This window comes from Streptomyces sp. BL1, from assembly GCF_057628045.1.
The window spans coordinates 1,595,276-1,612,486 of the sequence record NZ_JBXYWZ010000002.1 but is presented as its reverse complement, the minus strand read 5'-3'; the positions used below and the strand labels follow the sequence as shown (position 1 = coordinate 1,612,486).

The window sequence follows — 17,211 nt, the reverse complement described above, 5'->3', positions numbered from 1 at the left end:
GGTGACCGAATCGCCACCGGCTCGTTAACGACCCTCCGGGACGGCCATGCTGAACAAGTACGCGCGTGCTTTCTTCACGCGTGTCCTCACGCCCTTCGCCGCGCTGCTGCTGCGCCTGGGAGTGAGTCCCGACGCGGTCACGCTGATCGGTACCGGCGGTGTCGTGGCGGGTGCGCTGGTCTTCTTCCCGGTCGGCCAGTTCTTCTGGGGCACCGTCGTCATCACGCTGTTCGTCTTCTCGGACCTCGTGGACGGCACGATGGCCCGTCAGATGGGGCGCTCCAGCAAATGGGGCGCCTTCCTCGACTCCACGCTCGACCGGGTCGCCGACGCGGCGGTCTTCGGCGGCATCGCGCTCTGGTACGCGGGCCGCGGCGACAGCGTCCTGATGTGCGCGGTGACCATCTTCTGCCTCGCCAGCGGCCAGGTCGTCTCGTACACCAAGGCGCGCGGCGAGAGCATCGGCCTGCCCGTGAACGTCAACGGGCTCGTCGAACGCGCCGAACGGCTCGTCATCACCCTGGTCCTGACCGGCCTCGCCGGCTTCCACGTCACCTTCGGCGTGCCGCACATCGACATCCTGCTGCCCATCGCCCTGTGGATCGTGGCGGCCGGCAGCGCCATCACCCTCGGCCAGCGCGTCGTGACCGTACGACGTGAGGCCGCCGAAGCGGAAGAGGCAGCATGAGCACCGCGCAGGACCGGCTCACCGACTCGCTGTACGGCCTGGGCTGGGCCGGAGTGCGCAAACTGCCCGAGCCGGCCGCGGCGCGGCTCGGCAGGACCATCGCCGACACGGCGTGGCGCCGCCGCGGCACGGGCGTACGGCGGCTGGAGGCCAACCTCACGCGCGTCGTCCCGCACGCCACCGACGCACAGCTCTCGCAGCTGTCGAAGGCCGGCATGCGCTCCTATCTGCGCTACTGGATGGAGTCGTTCCGGCTGCCCGCCTGGAGCGAGCAGCGCATCCGCGCCGGCGTGCACGTGCACAACGTGCACCTCATCACCGACGCGATCGACGCCGGCCGCGGCGTGGTCCTCGCGCTGCCGCACATGGGCAACTACGACCTGGCCGGCGCCTGGGTGACCACCGAACTGAAGCTGCCCTTCACCACCGTCGCCGAGCGGCTCAAGCCCGAGACGCTGTACGACAGGTTCGTCGCCTACCGCGAGGGCCTGGGCATGGAGGTCCTGCCGCACGCCGGCGGCTCCGCGTTCGGCACGCTCGCCCGGCGGCTGCGCGCGGGCGGCCTGGTCTGCCTGGTCGCCGACCGCGACCTGTCCTCGTCCGGCGTCGAGGTGTCCTTCTTCGGCGACACGGCGAAGATGCCGGCGGGGCCCGCGATGCTCGCGCAGCAGACCGGCGCGCTGCTGCTCCCCGCGACCCTCTGGTACGACGATTCGCCCGTCATGAAGGCGCGGGTGCACGAGCCCATCTGCGTACCGGAGAGCGGCACCCGGGCGGAGAAGGCCGCGGCCATGACACAGTCGGTGGCCGATGCCTTCGGGGAGGGCATCGCCGAGCACCCCGAGGACTGGCACATGCTGCAGCGCCTCTGGTCGGCCGACCTGGAACCGCGCCGGCCGGCGACGGGGCGCGGCGACAAGGGGGGAACCGCATGAGAATCGGCATCGTCTGCCCGTACTCCTGGGACGTCCCGGGGGGCGTGCAGTTCCACGTCCGCGATCTCGCTGAGCATCTGATCCGGCTGGGACACGAGGTCTCCGTCCTCGCCCCGTCGGACGACGAGACACCGCTCCCGCCGTACGTCGTCTCCGCGGGCCGCGCCGTGCCCGTCCCCTACAACGGCTCGGTGGCCCGGCTCAACTTCGGCTTCCTGTCCGCGGCCCGGGTACGCCGCTGGGTGCACGACGGCGGCTTCGACGTACTGCACATCCACGAGCCCGGTACGCCGTCCCTCGCGCTGCTCACCTGCTGGGCCGCGCAGGGCCCCATCGTGGCGACGTTCCACACCTCCAACCCCCGCTCCCGGGCGATGATCGCGGCCTATCCGATCCTGCAGCCGGCCCTGGAGAAGATCAGCGCCAGAATCGCCGTCAGCGAGTACGCGCGCCGTACCCTCGTCGAACATCTGGGCGGCGACGCCGTGGTGATCCCCAACGGCGTCGATGTCGGCTTCTTCGCGCGCGCCGAACCCAAGGCGGAGTGGCAGGGCACCGAGGGGGCCCGCACGATCGGCTTCATCGGCCGGATCGACGAGCCCCGCAAGGGACTTCCCGTCCTGCTCAAGGCGTTCCCGGAGATCGTGCGGCGGCTGCCGGGCACCCGGCTGCTGGTCGCCGGGCGCGGCGACGAGGACGAGGCCCGCGAGAGCCTGCCCGAAGAGGTGCGCGACAACGTCGAGTTCCTCGGCATGGTCAGCGACGAGGACAAGGCGCGGCTGCTGCGCAGCGTCGATCTGTACGTCGCGCCGAACACCGGCGGCGAGTCCTTCGGCATCATCCTCGTCGAGGCCATGTCGGCGAGCGCCCCCGTACTGGCCAGCGATCTGGACGCGTTCGTGCAGGTCCTGGACCAGGGCGAGGCCGGCGAACTGTTCACCAACGAGGACCATGACGCCCTCTCCGAGGCGGCCGTGAAACTGCTGGGCAGCCCCGAGCGGCTGACCGAACTGCGCGAGCGGGGCAGCCGCCACGTGCAGCGGTTCGACTGGTCCACGGTGGGCGCCGACATCCTCGCCGTGTACGAGACCATCACCGACGGCGCCGGGTCCGTGGCCCCCGACGAGCGCACGGGGCTGCGTGCGCGGCTCCGCCTGGCCCGCGACTGACGGGCCGTCACCCCGTACGGCCCGCACCTCCGTACGGGCGCCCCGTACGGCCGACCCACCCTCTGACCGAACCGGAGCACCCTCGCGATGCCCACGACGACCACCCTGATTCTGCTCGCCGTCGCTGTGCTGCTGATCGGCGTCTACCTCAGCTGGACGGCGGGCCGCCTGGACCGGCTGCACGCCCGTATCGACGCGGCCCGCTCCACCCTCGACGCGCAGCTGCTCCGCCGCGCCTCGATCGCGCAGGAGCTGGCCACGTCCGGGGTGCTCGACCCGGCCGCGTCGATCGTGCTCTACCAAGCGGCCCACGACGCGCGGCAGGCCGAGGAGGAGCAGCGCGAGGTGGCGGAGAGCGAGCTGAGCCAGGCGCTGCGCGCGGTGTTCGCCGAACGCACCCAGCTGGACGCCGTACGGGAGGCGCCGGGCGGCGAGGAGACGGCGGCCGAACTGGCCGCCGCGGTACGGCGGGTGCCGATGGCGCGGCGCTTCCACAACGACGGGGTGCGCGCGGCGCGGGCACTGCACCGGCACCGCAAGGTGCGCTGGTTCCGGCTGGCGGGCCGGGCGCCGTTCCCGCTGGCCTTCGAGATGGACGACGAGCCGCCGGAGGAGCTGGCGAAGACCGGCGAGCGCTGACGGCCCGTACCGCAGGGCCCGGCGGGCCGGGGCCCGGAGGGGCCACCCAGGCCACCGCCTGTGAATTGGACCTTTCCCCGGCCCGGGTGGACCGGAGAGTGTGAGCATCACGGACCTGAACCGGTCCTGTCGCACTTTTTACCGTCGAGTGAGGTCGAACCGTGTCGTCCAACCCGTCTTCCGCAGCCGCCCAGACCCCCGAGACCGGCACAGCGCGCGTCAAGCGCGGCATGGCCGAGCAGCTCAAGGGCGGCGTGATCATGGACGTCGTCACCCCGGAAGAGGCGAAGATCGCCGAGGACGCCGGTGCCGTCGCGGTCATGGCCCTGGAGCGCGTCCCCGCCGACATCCGCAAGGACGGCGGCGTGGCCCGGATGTCCGACCCGGACATGATCGAGGGCATCATCGAGGCCGTCTCGATCCCCGTGATGGCCAAGTCCCGCATCGGTCACCTCGTCGAGGCCCAGGTCCTGCAGGCGCTCGGCGTCGACTACATCGACGAGTCCGAGGTCCTGACCCCGGCCGACGAGGTCAACCACAGCGACAAGTTCGCGTTCACCACCCCCTTCGTGTGCGGTGCGACCAACCTGGGCGAGGCCCTGCGCCGGATCTCTGAGGGCGCGGCCATGGTCCGCTCCAAGGGCGAGGCGGGCACCGGCAACGTCGTCGAGGCCGTCCGCCACATGCGCCAGATCAAGAACGAGATCGGCAAGCTCACCGTCCTCGACAACACCGAGCTGTACGCCGCGGCCAAGGAGCTGCGCGCCCCGTACGAGCTGGTCAAGGAGGTCGCGACGCTGGGCAAGCTGCCGGTCGTGCTGTTCTCCGCGGGCGGCGTGGCCACCCCGGCGGACGCCGCGCTGATGCGCCAGCTCGGCGCCGAGGGCGTGTTCGTCGGCTCCGGCATCTTCAAGTCCGGCGACCCCGCCAAGCGCGCCGCCGCCATCGTGAAGGCCACCACCTTCTACGACGACCCGAAGGTGATCGCCGATGTGTCGCGCGGCCTGGGCGAGGCCATGGTCGGCATCAACTGCGACACCCTCCCGGAGAGCGAGCGGTACGCCGGCCGCGGCTGGTGATCCGAGCGAAGTGAGGGGGCGGTCCGCGCAATCCGCGCGGGCCGCCCCGTACGCGGTACGTAGAAGAGGTAGTCCAGTTGACGACTCAGCCGACCCCGACAGATCAGCCCACCGAGCCCGCGCCCGTCGTGGGCGTCCTCGCCCTGCAGGGCGATGTCCGTGAACATCTCACCGCGCTCGCAGGCGCCGGTGCGGACGCCCGTCTCGTACGCCGTCCCGAGGAGCTCGCCGAGGTCGACGGGCTGGTCGTGCCCGGCGGCGAGTCGACCACGATCTCCAAGCTCTGCGCCGCGTTCGGGCTGCTGGAGCCGCTGCGCGAGCGGATCCGCTCCGGCATGCCCGCGTACGGGTCGTGCGCGGGCATGATCATGCTGGCGGACAAGATCCTCGACCCGCGCTCGGGCCAGGAGACCCTCGGCGGCATCGACATGATCGTGCGCCGTAACGCTTTCGGGCGGCAGAACGAGTCCTTCGAGGCGGACGTCGACGTGGCCGGGGTGGACGGCGGCCCCGTGCAGGGCGTCTTCATCCGGGCGCCCTGGGTCGAGTCGACCGGTGCCCGCACCGAGGTACTGGCCTCCTACGATGGGCACCCGGTCGCCGTGCGCCAGGGGCACCTCCTCGCCACGTCGTTCCATCCGGAACTGACGGGGGATCACCGGGTGCACGTCCTCTTCTTGGAGATGGTCCGGGAGAGGGGCCTGGAGATGATCCGGGAGCGGAGCCCGGAGCGGGTGCGCGGGGGCTCCTGAACGCGGGGCGACGGCCGTGTGACGGGCGGGAGGTAGGATCTCCGCGTTGATTCTGTTGGTGACTTTGAAGGAGCGCAGCTGTGTCCGGCCACTCAAAGTGGGCAACCACCAAGCACAAGAAGGCCGTGATCGATGCCAAGCGCGGCAAGCTCTTCGCGAAGCTGATCAAGAACATCGAGGTCGCGGCACGGATGGGCGGCGCCGACCCCGCCGCCAACCCGACCCTCTACGACGCCATCCAGAAGGCGAAGAAGAGCTCGGTTCCCAACAAGAACATCGACAGCGCGGTCAAGCGCGGTGCCGGCCTGGAGGCAGGCGGCAAGGAGTACGAGACGATCATGTATGAGGGCTACGGCCCCAATGGCGTCGCGGTCCTCATCGAGTGCCTCACCGACAACCGCAACCGCGCGGCCTCCGACGTCCGCGTCGCCATGACCCGCAACGGCGGTTCGATGGGCGACCCGGGCTCCGTCGCGTACCTCTTCAACCGCAAGGGCGTCGTGATCGTCCCCAAGGGCGAGAGCGGTCTGAGCGAGGACGACGTGCTGGGCGCCGTGCTGGAGGCGGGTGCCGAGGAGGTCAACGACCTCGGCGAGAGCTTCGAGGTGACCAGCGAGGCCACCGACCTGGTCGACGTGCGCACCGCGCTCGTCGACGCCGGCATCGAGTACGACTCCGCGGAGAACAGCTTCCTCCCCAGCGTGCAGGTGCCGCTGGACGAGGAGGGCGCGCGCAAGATCTTCAAGCTGATCGACGTCCTCGAGGACAGCGACGACGTGCAGAACGTCTACGCGAACTTCGACGTGTCCGACGAGATCATGGCGCAGGTCGACGCCTGACCGGGCAGCCGGACGACGGACACCGACAACAGGCCGACGGGGCGTGTCCCCGTCGGCCTGTTGTCGGTAGTGCCCGCTAACCTGCAGGAACAGTTGACCGAAGCGAGCGGTGCCCGCGGTGCGGGCAGGGGAGGGGACGCGGTGCGTGTGCTGGGGGTCGACCCGGGCCTGACCCGCTGCGGGATCGGCGTGGTCGAGGGCGTCGCGGGACGGCCGCTGAGCATGGCGGGGGTCGGTGTCATCCGTACGCCGTCGGACTCCGACATCGCGGACCGTCTCGTCCTGATCGAGCGCGGCATGGACGAGTGGCTGGACGCGCACAAGCCCGAAGCCGTCGCCGTGGAGCGGGTGTTCAGCCAGCACAACGTGCGCACGGTGATGGGCACCGCGCAGGCCAGCGCCGTCGCGATGCTGTGCGCGGCGCGCCGCGGACTGCCCGTCGCGCTGCACACCCCGAGCGAGGTGAAGGCCGCCGTCACCGGAACGGGCCGCGCCGACAAGGCACAGGTGGGCACCATGGTGACCCGGCTGCTGCGGCTGGACGCCGCGCCCAAACCGGCCGACGCGGCGGACGCCCTCGCGCTCGCCATCTGCCACATCTGGCGCGCCCCCGCCCAGCAGCGGCTCACCAGACTCCAGCAGGCACACGCGCAGCACGCGGCGGCCGCCAGGGCCGCGGCCGCCGGCGCCTCCAGAAAGGGCAGTACCCGATGATCGCCTTCGTGACCGGCCCCGTCGCAGCCCTCGCCCCGGACTGCGCGGTGATCGAAGTGGGCGGCGTCGGCATGTCGGTGCAGTGCGCCCCGGGCACCCTCGCCGACCTGAGAGTCGGTCAGGAGGCCCGGCTGGCCACGTCGTTGGTGGTCCGCGAGGACTCGCTCACGCTGTACGGGTTCGCCGACGACGACGAGCGGCAGGTTTTCGAGCTCCTCCAGACAGCCAGCGGCGTCGGCCCGCGGCTGGCACAGGCGATGCTCGCCGTGCACAGCCCCGACGCGCTCCGGCTGGCCGTGTCCAGCGGTGACGAGAAGGCGCTCACCGCCGTCCCCGGTATCGGCAAGAAGGGCGCGCAGAAGCTGCTGCTGGAGCTCAAGGACAGGCTGGGCGAGCCGCTCGGCACGGGTACGCACGCCGCGGCGCAGGGTGTCGGCACCGCGGTGAGCGGCGGCTGGCGGGACCAGCTGCACTCCGCGCTGATCGGCCTCGGCTACGCGACGCGCGAGGCGGACGAGGCGGTCACCGCCGTCGCCCCGCAGGCCGAGGCGGCCGCCGCGGAGGGCACGGAGCCGCCCGTCCCGCAGCTGCTGCGCGCGGCGCTGCAGACTCTCAACAGGACGCGCTGACATGGCACTCGGCGTGCGGCCGCCGCGGCGGGGGCGGGTCCGCAAGGGCTCCGGCGGGAACGCACCGCGCGCAGGCGGCCCGATCCGCACCGCGCCGGCCCGGACCGCCCCGCCCCTTCCGCCGGCGCTCTGCCGGGTGGCACCGGCGTACCGGCCGGGCGGCGCCACCGCACCCGGCCGCACAGGCAGACCGGACAGGACAGCCGGTCCGGATCCGCGAGGTGAAGCTCAGTGAACAGCGACGACAGCACGGACATCGCCGCGGACGCCGCGGAGCGGCTCGTCGGAGGCGAGGCGGACACCGAGGACAGCGCGATGGAGGCCGCGCTGCGCCCCAAGGAGCTGGGCGACTTCGTCGGCCAGCCGAAGGTGCGCGAGCAGCTCGGGCTGGTGCTGCAGGCCGCCCGCCAGCGCAACGGCACCGCCGACCACGTGCTGCTCTCCGGCGCCCCCGGGCTCGGCAAGACCACCCTCTCCATGATCATCGCGGCGGAGATGGGCGCCCCGATCCGGATCACCTCGGGGCCCGCCATCCAGCACGCGGGCGACCTCGCCTCCATCCTCTCCTCGCTGCAGGAGGGCGAGGTGCTCTTCCTCGACGAGATCCACCGGATGTCGCGCCCCGCCGAGGAGATGCTCTACATGGCGATGGAGGACTTCCGGGTCGACGTGATCGTCGGCAAGGGGCCCGGGGCCACCGCCATTCCGCTCGAACTCCCGCCGTTCACCCTCGTCGGCGCCACCACCCGGGCCGGTCTGCTGCCGCCGCCGCTGCGCGACAGGTTCGGCTTCACGGGACACATGGAGTTCTACGAGCCGGCCGAGCTGGAGCAGGTGATCCACCGTTCCGCGCGGCTGCTCGACGTCACCGTCGACGCGGAGGGCGCCACCGAGATCGCGGGGCGGTCCCGCGGCACCCCCCGTATCGCGAACCGGCTGCTGCGCAGGGTCCGGGACTATGCGCAGGTCAAGGCGGACGGCGAGGTCACCCTCGAGGTGGCGGCGCGGGCCCTGGACGTGTACGAGGTGGACGGCCGCGGCCTGGACCGGCTGGACCGGTCCGTCCTGGGCTCGCTGCTGAAGCTGTTCGGCGGCGGCCCGGTCGGCCTCTCCACCCTCGCCGTCGCGGTGGGGGAGGAGCGGGAGACCGTCGAGGAGGTGGCCGAGCCGTTCCTCGTACGGGAGGGACTGCTGGCCCGTACACCCCGCGGCCGCGTCGCCACGCCCGCCGCGTGGGACCACATGGGACTCGTACCACCGCAGCACAATTCGCCCGGCACACGCGGTCAATCAGGGCAAACCGGACTCTTCGGGGTTTGACGGCGCGGAAGCTCGCCGGGGCAGGAACCCCAGTGCCATGCTTGACGTTGTTCCATTGGTGAGAGCTCGCTTAGACTCCGCCGACGCCATCCAAGAGGACGGCTTGCCCATACCCCCATGACAGGCCGCGGACCGCGGTCGTGCGAAGGAAATTCTTCCGCCGTGAATATCGTGACGCTCCTCCCCTTCATCGTGCTCATCGGGGCCATGTTCCTGATGACCCGCTCCGCCAAGAAGAAGCAGCGACAGGCCGCGGACATGCGCCAGTCGATGCAGCCCGGCACCGGAGTGCGGACGATCGGTGGCATGTACGGCACCGTCAAGGAGGTCCGCGACGACACGGTCCTTCTCGAGGTCGCCCCCGGGGTGCACGCCCTGTATGCCAAGAACGCCGTGGGCGCCGTCCTCGGGGACGAGGAGTACGAGCGCATCGTCAACGAGGGCCCCGCGGACCTGAAGATCGACGGTCCGGTCGTGCCCGACGACGCCTCCTCCCTGACCGAGGCCGACGACGCCCCGGCCACCGGCAAGCCCGACTTCACCAAGTCCGACGACGCTGCCGCCGACGAGTCCGACACGCCCGCGAAGGACGAGACTTCGCAGGATGACGCGGACGCCGCCGAGTCCAAGGACGCCAAGCGGGACGGTGACTCCGACGCCAAGTAAGGTCGGCGCCGCCGGGTCGTGACCGGACCCGGCGGCGATTCACGTCCGCAGACCACTTTGCGCGCCGCGTGGTGACCCGGCCGAATTCCTTGGCCGGCACCGCCGGTTGGACAGGGAGAGACGAAAAGGTGGCACCACCGAAGAAGGGCCGGAGGGTCCCGCGCGTAGAGGGCAGGCCATGGCGCTCCCTGACGCTGATCATTCTGGTCATGGCCGGTCTGACCGCGGGGATGTTCGTTTCCGGGCACACGGCCCCGAGACTGGGGATCGACCTCGCCGGCGGCACGAGCATCACGCTCAAGGCGAAGACCCAGCCGGGCAAGCCGAACGCGGTCAATCCGACCAATATGAACACCGCCGTCAGCATCATCGAGCGGCGAGTGAACGGTCTGGGTGTCAGCGAGGCCGAGGTGCAGACCCAGGGCGACGACCACATCGTGGTCAACATCCCCAAGGGTACGAACGAGAAGCAGGCCCGCGAACAGGTCGGTACGACCGCCCAGTTGGCCTTCCGGCCGGTGCTCACTCTCGCGCCGACGACCAAGCAGCCCCAGCAGTCCGGACAGCAGAGCCCCGGCTCCGCCGGCAAGGGCTCGCAGGCCCCGCAGGGCCGCGCCGTCAGCGACGGCCTGAAGTCGAAGGCCGCGGACCCCACTCCGAGTCCGAAGTCCGGTGACGCGAAGCCCTCGCCGACGCCGTCGGCCCCGCAGCAGCCCAAGCTCCCCGGGGTGTCGGCCTCGCTCAACAAGCAGCTGCAGCAGCTGGATTGCTCCACGAAGCACGCCAGGGCGCAGGCCAGCGAGAAGGCCGCACAGGCCAAGCCGGGCGAGACGGTCGTCTCGTGCGACCAGAAGGAAAAGATCAAGTACGCGCTCGGTCCCGTCGGTGTCGAGGGCAAGCACGTCCAGGACGCCAAGGCGACCATGGACCAGCAGCGCGGCCAGTGGATCGTCAACATGTCGTTCGACGACCAGGGCGCGAGCCAGTTCGGCAAGACCACCGGCGAGCTGATGAAGAAGCAGCAGCCGCAGAACCAGTTCGCCATCACGATGGACGGCGAGGTCGTCTCCGCGCCGACCGTCAATCAGAAGCTGACGTCGAACGCCGAGATCTCCGGCAGCTTCACCCAGGAGTCCGCCAACGAGCTGGCGAACATCCTGTCCTACGGCGCGCTGCCGCTGACCTTCGAGGAATCGGACGTCACCACCGTCACCCCGGCGCTCGGCAGCGACCAGCTCGAAGCCGGTCTGATCGCGGGCGCCATCGGCCTCGCCGTGGTGATCGTCTACCTGCTGGCGTACTACCGCGGCCTGTCGCTGGTGGCCATCGCGAGCCTCATCGTCTCCGCGATCCTCACGTACACGATCATGACGCTGCTGGGTCCGGCCATGGGCTTCGCGCTCAACTTGCCGGCGGTGTGCGGCGCCATCGTCGCGCTCGGCATCACGGCGGACTCGTTCATCGTCTACTTCGAACGGATCCGGGACGAGATCAGAGAGGGCAGAACGCTGCGGCCCGCGGTGGCCCGCGCCTGGCCGCGCGCCCGGCGCACCATCCTGGTCGCGGACTTCGTGTCGTTCCTGTCCGCCGCGGTGCTCTTCCTGACCACCGTCGGCAAGGTGCAGGGCTTCGCGTTCACCCTCGGCCTGACCACCCTCCTGGACGTCGTGGTCGTCTTCTTCTTCACCAAGCCGCTGGTGGTGATCCTGACCGGCAGGAAGTTCTTCTCCGGCGGGCACCCCTGGTCGGGCCTCGACCCGAAGCGGCTCGGCGCCAAACCCCCGCTGCGCCGCAGCCGTCGTTCCTCCGCCGTCAGCTCCGACCCGAAGGAGGCCTGAGATGTCGAAGCTCGGCAGGCTCGGCGCTGCGCTCTACCGCGGCGATATGGGGTACGACTTCATCGGCCACCGGAAGCTCTGGTACAGCGTCTCCATCCTGATCACCATCACGGCGATCGTCGGCCTCGCGGTGCGCGGTCTGCACATGGGCATCGAGTTCGAGGGCGGCGCGGTGCTCACCACGCCGAAGACCACCGCCTCGGTCCAGCAGACGACGCACTCGGCGGAGCAGGTGTCCGGCCACGACGCCATCGTCCAGAAGCTGGGCGACGGCGGGATGCGCATCCAGATCGGCGGCCTCGACACCAAGCAGTCGTCCGAGGTGAAGGAGGCCGTCGCCAAGGACCTCGAGGTCAACCCGAACAACATCGACACGCAGCTGGTCGGCCCCAGTTGGGGCCAGGAGATCGCGAACAAGGCCTGGCTGGGCCTGGCGATCTTCATGGTGCTGGTGGTGATCTATCTGGCCATCGCCTTCGAGTGGCGGATGGCCCTGGCGGCGCTGATCGCGCTGATCCACGACATCACCATCACGGTCGGCATCTACTCCCTGGTGGGATTCGAGGTCACACCGGGCACCGTGATCGGTCTGCTGACGATTCTGGGTTATTCGCTGTACGACACGGTGGTGGTGTTCGACGGCCTGAAGGACTCCTCGAGAGGCGCCACCAAACAGACCCGCTTCACGTACAGCGAGATCGCCAACCGCAGTATCAACGGGACCCTGGTGCGTTCCATCAACACCACGGTCGTGGCGCTGCTGCCGGTGGCGGGCCTGCTGTTCATCGGCGGCGGGATGCTCGGCGGCGGCATGCTGAACGACATCGCGCTGTCCCTCTTCGTCGGCCTCGCGGCCGGTGCGTACTCCTCGATCTTCATCGCCACCCCGCTGGTGGCGGACCTCAAGGAGCGCGAGCCGCAGATGCAGGCCCTCAAGCGCCGTGTGCTCGCGAAGCGGGCCAAGGACGAGGGCACCGAGGGCGGTGCCGACGGCACCGACAGCGGCTCCGCCGGCGGCTCGGATCCGCAGGACGCCGCTCCCGAGGAGCCGGCCCCCGCGGCCGCGGGCGCCTCGGCGAGCACGCGCGGCCCGCGGCGTCAGCCCGCGTCCCGCAACCGCGGCCGCTCCTCCGGAAAGCGCAGGTGAGCGCGGTGAGTTCGATCGACGCGACGCAGTCACCGGCGGAGTCCGCCGGCGTGATCCCGGACGCGGTGCGGGAGTTGCTGGTCAGCCGGATCCGGGACGTGCCCGACTATCCGCAGCCGGGTGTGACCTTCAAGGACATCACCCCGCTGCTGGCCGACCCGGAGGCCTTCGGGGCACTGACCGACGCGCTCGCCGGGCTGTGCGCCCGGCACGGCGCGACCAAGGTCGCCGGCCTCGAAGCGCGCGGCTTCATCCTCGCCGCCCCCGCGGCGGTGCGCGCCGGCATCGGCTTCCTTCCCGTACGCAAGGCGGGCAAGCTCCCCGGAGCCACCCTCGCCCAGTCGTACGACCTGGAGTACGGCAGCGCCGAGATAGAGCTGCACGCCGAGGACCTGTCCGCGGGCGACCGCGTGCTGGTCATCGACGATGTGCTGGCCACCGGCGGCACCGCCGAGGCCTCGCTGCAGCTGATCCGGCGGGCCGGGGCCGAACCGGCGGGCCTGGCGGTGCTGATGGAGCTCGGCTTCCTCCCGGGCCGTGCCCGGGTCGCCGGGGCGCTGGACGGCGCCCCGCTGGACGCGCTGATCACCGTCTGACAGTCACCCGTACGGTCCGTGTACGGAATCCGGCGTACGGCATAAGGCGGCCACCCTGTACGTTGCGCAGGGTGGCCGCTCTCTGTCCGCCGGCACACCCGGTCGCGGCCATGGCCATGGCAGATGTGGCTACCATGGCATTCCGATCCGGGGTCCACCGAGGAGTGCTCTTGCCAGACGAGGCCCAGCCGCTCAGCGCCGCGGAGCGCCAGGAGAAGGGACAGCCCGGCTCCGGCGCCACGGCGCACGACGACGCGTCCCGGACGCCCCGTGCGAGCGGTGACTCCCGCCCCTCCGGCCCCGCTGCCGCTGCAGGCAACGGCGCCGCCGTGAGCGCGAGCGGTGCCGCGGCCGGGCAGGAGCAGGCGCGCGAGGGGCAGCAGAGCGCCGCCGAGCGGGAGAGCGAGCGGGAGCGGGTCGCCCCGGCCCGCGCGGTCTCCGGCGTCTCCGGGCGCTCCGGCTCCTCGAACCGCGTACGGGCCCGGCTGGCCCGCCTCGGCGTCCAGCGCTCCAGCCCGTTCAACCCGGTGCTGGAGCCGCTGCTGCGGATAGTCCGGAGCAACGACCCGAAGATCGAATCGTCCACACTGCGGCAGATCGAGCGGGCCTATCAGGTCGCCGAGCGCTGGCACCGCGGACAGAAGCGCAAGAGCGGCGATCCGTACATCACGCATCCGCTCGCCGTCACCACGATCCTCGCCGAGCTGGGCATGGACCCGGCGACGCTGATGGCGGGCCTGCTGCACGACACCGTCGAGGACACCGAGTACGGACTCGACACGCTGCGGCGGGACTTCGGCGACCAGGTCGCCCTCCTCGTGGACGGCGTCACCAAGCTGGACAAGGTCAAGTTCGGTGAGGCGGCGCAGGCCGAGACGGTGCGCAAGATGGTCGTCGCGATGGCCAAGGACCCGCGGGTGCTGGTCATCAAGCTCGCCGACCGGCTGCACAACATGCGCACCATGCGCTATCTGCGCCGCGAGAAGCAGGAGCAGAAGGCCCGCGAAACCCTGGAAATCTTCGCCCCGTTGGCGCACCGGCTGGGCATGAACACCATCAAGTGGGAGCTGGAGGACCTCGCGTTCGCGATCCTCTACCCCAAGATGTACGACGAGATCGTGCGGCTGGTCGCGGAGCGTGCGCCCAAGCGGGACGAGTATCTGGCCGTCGTCACCGACGAGGTGCAGTCCGATCTGCGCGCCGCGCGGATCAAGGCCACCGTCACCGGGCGCCCCAAGCACTACTACAGCGTCTACCAGAAGATGATCGTCCGCGGCCGGGACTTCGCGGAGATCTACGACCTGGTCGGCATCCGCGTCCTGGTGGACACCGTCCGCGACTGCTACGCGGCGCTCGGCACCGTGCACGCCCGCTGGAACCCGGTTCCGGGGCGGTTCAAGGACTACATCGCGATGCCGAAGTTCAACATGTACCAGTCGCTGCACACGACGGTGATAGGGCCCGGAGGCAAGCCCGTCGAGCTCCAGATCCGTACGTTCGACATGCACCGGCGCGCGGAGTACGGCATCGCCGCGCACTGGAAGTACAAGCAGCAGGCCGTCGCCGGCACCTCCAAGGTCCGCACCGACGTGCCCAAGGGCGGCGGCAAGGACAAGGACCATGTCAACGACATGTCCTGGCTGCGGCAGTTGCTCGACTGGCAGAAGGAGACCGAGGACCCGGGCGAGTTCCTGGAGTCGCTGCGCTTCGACCTCTCGCGCAACGAGGTCTTCGTCTTCACGCCGAAGGGCGACGTCATAGCGCTGCCCGCGGGCGCCACCCCGGTGGACTTCGCGTACGCGGTGCACACGGAGGTCGGCCACCGGACCATAGGCGCCCGCGTCAACGGGCGGCTCGTGCCGCTGGAGTCGACCCTCGACAACGGCGACACCGTCGAGGTGTTCACCTCCAAGGCGCCCGGCGCGGGACCGTCCCGGGACTGGCTCGGCTTCGTGAAGTCGCCGCGCGCACGCAACAAGATCCGCGCCTGGTTCACCCGCGAGCGCCGTGACGAGGCCATCGAGCAGGGCAAGGACGCCATCGCCCGCGCGATGCGCAAGCAGAACCTGCCGATCCAGCGCATCCTCACCGGCGACTCGCTGGTGACCCTCGCGCACGAGATGCGCTACCCGGACATCTCGGCGCTGTACGCCGCGATAGGCGAGGGCCATGTCGCCGCGCAGAACGTCGTACAGAAGCTGGTGCAGGGTCTCGGCGGCGAGGAGGCGGCCAACGAGGACCTCGCCGAGACGCAGCCGCCCACCCCGGCCCGCAGCCGTACCAAGCGCCGCGCGCACACCGACCCCGGTGTGATCGTGAAGGGCGTCGAGGACGTCTGGGTCAAGCTGGCCCGCTGCTGTACGCCGGTGCCCGGGGACCCGATCATCGGCTTCGTCACCCGCGGCCAGGGCGTCTCGGTGCACCGCAACGACTGCGTCAACATCGACTCCCTCTCCAAGGAACCCGAGCGGATCCTGGAGGTCGAGTGGGCGCCCACACAGTCGTCAGTTTTCCTGGTGGCGATCCAGGTCGAGGCGCTGGACCGGTCGCGGCTGCTCTCGGATGTCACCCGCGTCCTGTCCGACCAGCACGTCAACATCCTGTCCGCCGCCGTGCAGACGTCCCGGGACCGGGTGGCCACTTCGCGCTTCACCTTCGAGATGGGCGACCCCAAGCACCTGGGACACGTCCTCAAGGCGGTGCGCGGAGTGGAGGGCGTGTACGACGTGTACCGCGTGACCTCGGCCCGCCGGCCTTCGTAACGTCCGCACCGCAGCCCGCGGTTCACCCCTCGGAGGGATGAACCGCGGGCTGCGTGCTGTCGGTTGACGGGACTCAGGCCGCCGCGGTGACGGCTTCGACGGCGGGAGTGCGCAGGGTCCGCCGGGCGGTGCCGAGGGTGGAGGCCAGGGTCACCACGACGGCGACCGCGACGATCCCCGCGTACAGTCCGGCCCCGGTCTCCGGCAGCACTCCGTCCGTACGGGCGACGGTGAACGGGATGACGGTGAACAGTCCCGCGAGGGAGCCGAAGACGATGCCGGTGACCGACAGGACGGCACCCTCGAAGGCCACCGTGCGCAGCACCTGGCCCGGGGTGGCTCCGGTCAGCCGCTGCTGCCCGAACTCCCGCGCGCGGAACGTCGTTGCCGCGACCAGGGTGTTGACGAGCATGATGCAGGCGAACAGCGCGATCATACCGATCACCACGAAGTTGAGCGTCTCGATGCTCTTGTCCTCCGTGCTCCTGGCCAGGCCGGCGGCGGAGGCGGCGCGGTTCTCGACGGCCTGCATGTACAGGGTGCCCGAGGAGATCCCGGCGAACAGGATGACCGGCATCAGCGCGGCCGACATCTGCTGGGTGCGCCGTCGGACGTTCTGCACCGTCAGATAGCCGCTTGCCCCGGCGAGCCGGCCCAGCGGCGCGGCCAGCGCGGACATCACCGTACGGACCAGCACCGGTGCGAGGAGCGCCAGTCCGATGGCCGACGTCACCGACGCGGTACCGGCGGTCTGCATGGCGTCGGCACCCTTGCCGTCCATGACCGTCACGGTCATCGCCGCCTGGCAGACGGCGACGGCGAGGAAGACCCCGGCCGCGATCTTGCGGGCGCGGCCCATCCGGTACTCCTCGGCCTGCGCGTCCGACAGGGCGTCCCGTGCGTGCATCCGCGTGGCGCGACGGGCGCTGAGCACGGCGCCGGCGAGGGAAGCGGAGAGGGTGATGCCGAGCCCCAGGGAGAGGCCCGCCGGGCCGAAGGCGTAGCCGACGCCGCCGGACACCTGGTCCGTCTCCTTGAGCACGGCCAGCAGACCGCGCCCGCCGAGCACCGCCGCCGGGACGGCCAGCGCCGAGGCCACGACGGCCACCACCGCGGCCTCGCCGACGATCATGCGGCCGACCTGTGCCGGGGTCGCGCCGACGCTCTTGAGCAGCGCCATCTCGCGGGCCCGCTGGCGTACGGAGAGGCTGAGCGTGGAGGAGACGGCGAACACCACGAGCAGCAGCCCCCAGCCGCCGACGACCGTCGCCATCGTCGTCAGCGTCTCCTCGTCCGTGGCGTCGGTGCCGGGGCCCGCCGCGGTGTCCAGCATGGAGGCGAACGACATGAGGATCGTCGCGCCGAGGAACACCGAGAGGAAGCCCGCGGCGAACGCGCCGGCGCGGAAGCGCAGCGAGCGCAGGGCGAGACCGAACAT

At 70.8% G+C, this 17,211-nt stretch carries 16 protein-coding genes; 15 read left to right on the top strand and 1 reads right to left on the bottom strand.

Features of this window, described 5'->3' with window-relative positions:
- Positions 1–46 precede the first annotated feature (46 nt).
- The 15 genes from pgsA (at position 47) to AC3AGO_RS07225 (ending at position 15,773) form a co-directional block, all read left to right on the top strand.
- The gene (gene pgsA, locus AC3AGO_RS07295; protein WP_487819309.1) at positions 47–688 is read left to right on the top strand and encodes a phosphatidylinositol phosphate synthase; all 642 of its coding nucleotides are present in this window, start codon (positions 47–49) and stop codon (positions 686–688) included.
- The gene (locus tag AC3AGO_RS07290; RefSeq protein WP_487819308.1) at positions 685–1,623 is read left to right on the top strand and encodes a phosphatidylinositol mannoside acyltransferase; all 939 of its coding nucleotides are present in this window, start codon (positions 685–687) and stop codon (positions 1,621–1,623) included. Before pgsA ends, AC3AGO_RS07290 begins: the two co-directional genes overlap by 4 nt.
- Positions 1,620–2,792 (top strand): glycosyltransferase family 4 protein, encoded by a 1,173-nt coding sequence (locus AC3AGO_RS07285; RefSeq protein WP_487819307.1) that lies wholly within the window; start codon positions 1,620–1,622, stop codon positions 2,790–2,792. Before AC3AGO_RS07290 ends, AC3AGO_RS07285 begins: the two co-directional genes overlap by 4 nt.
- 87 nt (positions 2,793–2,879) lie before the next feature.
- The gene (locus tag AC3AGO_RS07280; protein ID WP_487819306.1) at positions 2,880–3,431 is read left to right on the top strand and encodes a hypothetical protein; all 552 of its coding nucleotides are present in this window, start codon (positions 2,880–2,882) and stop codon (positions 3,429–3,431) included.
- Positions 3,432–3,592: 161 nt separating this feature from the next.
- Positions 3,593–4,510 carry a pyridoxal 5'-phosphate synthase lyase subunit PdxS gene (gene pdxS, locus AC3AGO_RS07275; protein WP_487819305.1) on the top strand — a complete coding sequence of 306 codons (918 nt, stop codon included), beginning with the start codon at positions 3,593–3,595 and terminating at the stop codon, positions 4,508–4,510.
- A 77-nt stretch (positions 4,511–4,587) separates the two neighbouring features.
- A complete protein-coding gene (gene pdxT / locus AC3AGO_RS07270) occupies positions 4,588–5,262 on the top strand; it encodes a pyridoxal 5'-phosphate synthase glutaminase subunit PdxT (RefSeq protein ID WP_487819304.1) in 675 nt (224 codons plus the stop codon).
- Between the two features lie 80 nt (positions 5,263–5,342).
- Positions 5,343–6,101, top strand: coding sequence for a YebC/PmpR family DNA-binding transcriptional regulator (locus AC3AGO_RS07265; protein WP_487819303.1), 759 nt, complete (start codon positions 5,343–5,345; stop codon positions 6,099–6,101).
- A gap of 141 nt (positions 6,102–6,242) precedes the next feature.
- A complete protein-coding gene (gene ruvC, locus AC3AGO_RS07260; RefSeq protein WP_487819302.1) occupies positions 6,243–6,815 on the top strand; it encodes a crossover junction endodeoxyribonuclease RuvC in 573 nt (190 codons plus the stop codon).
- A complete protein-coding gene (gene ruvA, locus AC3AGO_RS07255; protein WP_487819301.1) occupies positions 6,812–7,444 on the top strand; it encodes a Holliday junction branch migration protein RuvA in 633 nt (210 codons plus the stop codon). Before ruvC ends, ruvA begins: the two co-directional genes overlap by 4 nt.
- Positions 7,445–7,675: 231 nt before the next feature.
- Positions 7,676–8,764, top strand: a complete 1,089-nt coding sequence (gene ruvB / locus AC3AGO_RS07250) for a Holliday junction branch migration DNA helicase RuvB (protein ID WP_487819300.1) — start codon at positions 7,676–7,678, stop codon at positions 8,762–8,764.
- A gap of 162 nt (positions 8,765–8,926) precedes the next feature.
- Positions 8,927–9,430: a preprotein translocase subunit YajC gene (gene yajC, locus AC3AGO_RS07245; RefSeq protein WP_487819299.1), complete on the top strand. Its 504-nt coding sequence runs from the start codon at positions 8,927–8,929 to the stop codon at positions 9,428–9,430.
- A gap of 128 nt (positions 9,431–9,558) precedes the next feature.
- Positions 9,559–11,268 carry a protein translocase subunit SecD gene (secD, locus tag AC3AGO_RS07240; RefSeq protein WP_487819298.1) on the top strand — a complete coding sequence of 570 codons (1,710 nt, stop codon included), beginning with the start codon at positions 9,559–9,561 and terminating at the stop codon, positions 11,266–11,268.
- A 1-nt stretch (position 11,269) separates the two neighbouring features.
- Positions 11,270–12,415, top strand: coding sequence for a protein translocase subunit SecF (gene secF / locus AC3AGO_RS07235; RefSeq protein WP_487819297.1), 1,146 nt, complete (start codon positions 11,270–11,272; stop codon positions 12,413–12,415).
- Positions 12,416–12,429: 14 nt separating this feature from the next.
- Positions 12,430–13,011 (top strand): adenine phosphoribosyltransferase, encoded by a 582-nt coding sequence (locus tag AC3AGO_RS07230; RefSeq protein ID WP_487824565.1) that lies wholly within the window; start codon positions 12,430–12,432, stop codon positions 13,009–13,011.
- A gap of 164 nt (positions 13,012–13,175) precedes the next feature.
- Positions 13,176–15,773 carry a RelA/SpoT family protein gene (locus AC3AGO_RS07225; RefSeq protein ID WP_487819296.1) on the top strand — a complete coding sequence of 866 codons (2,598 nt, stop codon included), beginning with the start codon at positions 13,176–13,178 and terminating at the stop codon, positions 15,771–15,773.
- A gap of 73 nt (positions 15,774–15,846) precedes the next feature.
- Here AC3AGO_RS07225 and AC3AGO_RS07220 read toward each other — a convergent pair whose 3' ends face one another.
- Positions 15,847–17,211, bottom strand: a complete 1,365-nt coding sequence (locus AC3AGO_RS07220; protein ID WP_487819295.1) for an FtsX-like permease family protein — start codon at positions 17,209–17,211, stop codon at positions 15,847–15,849.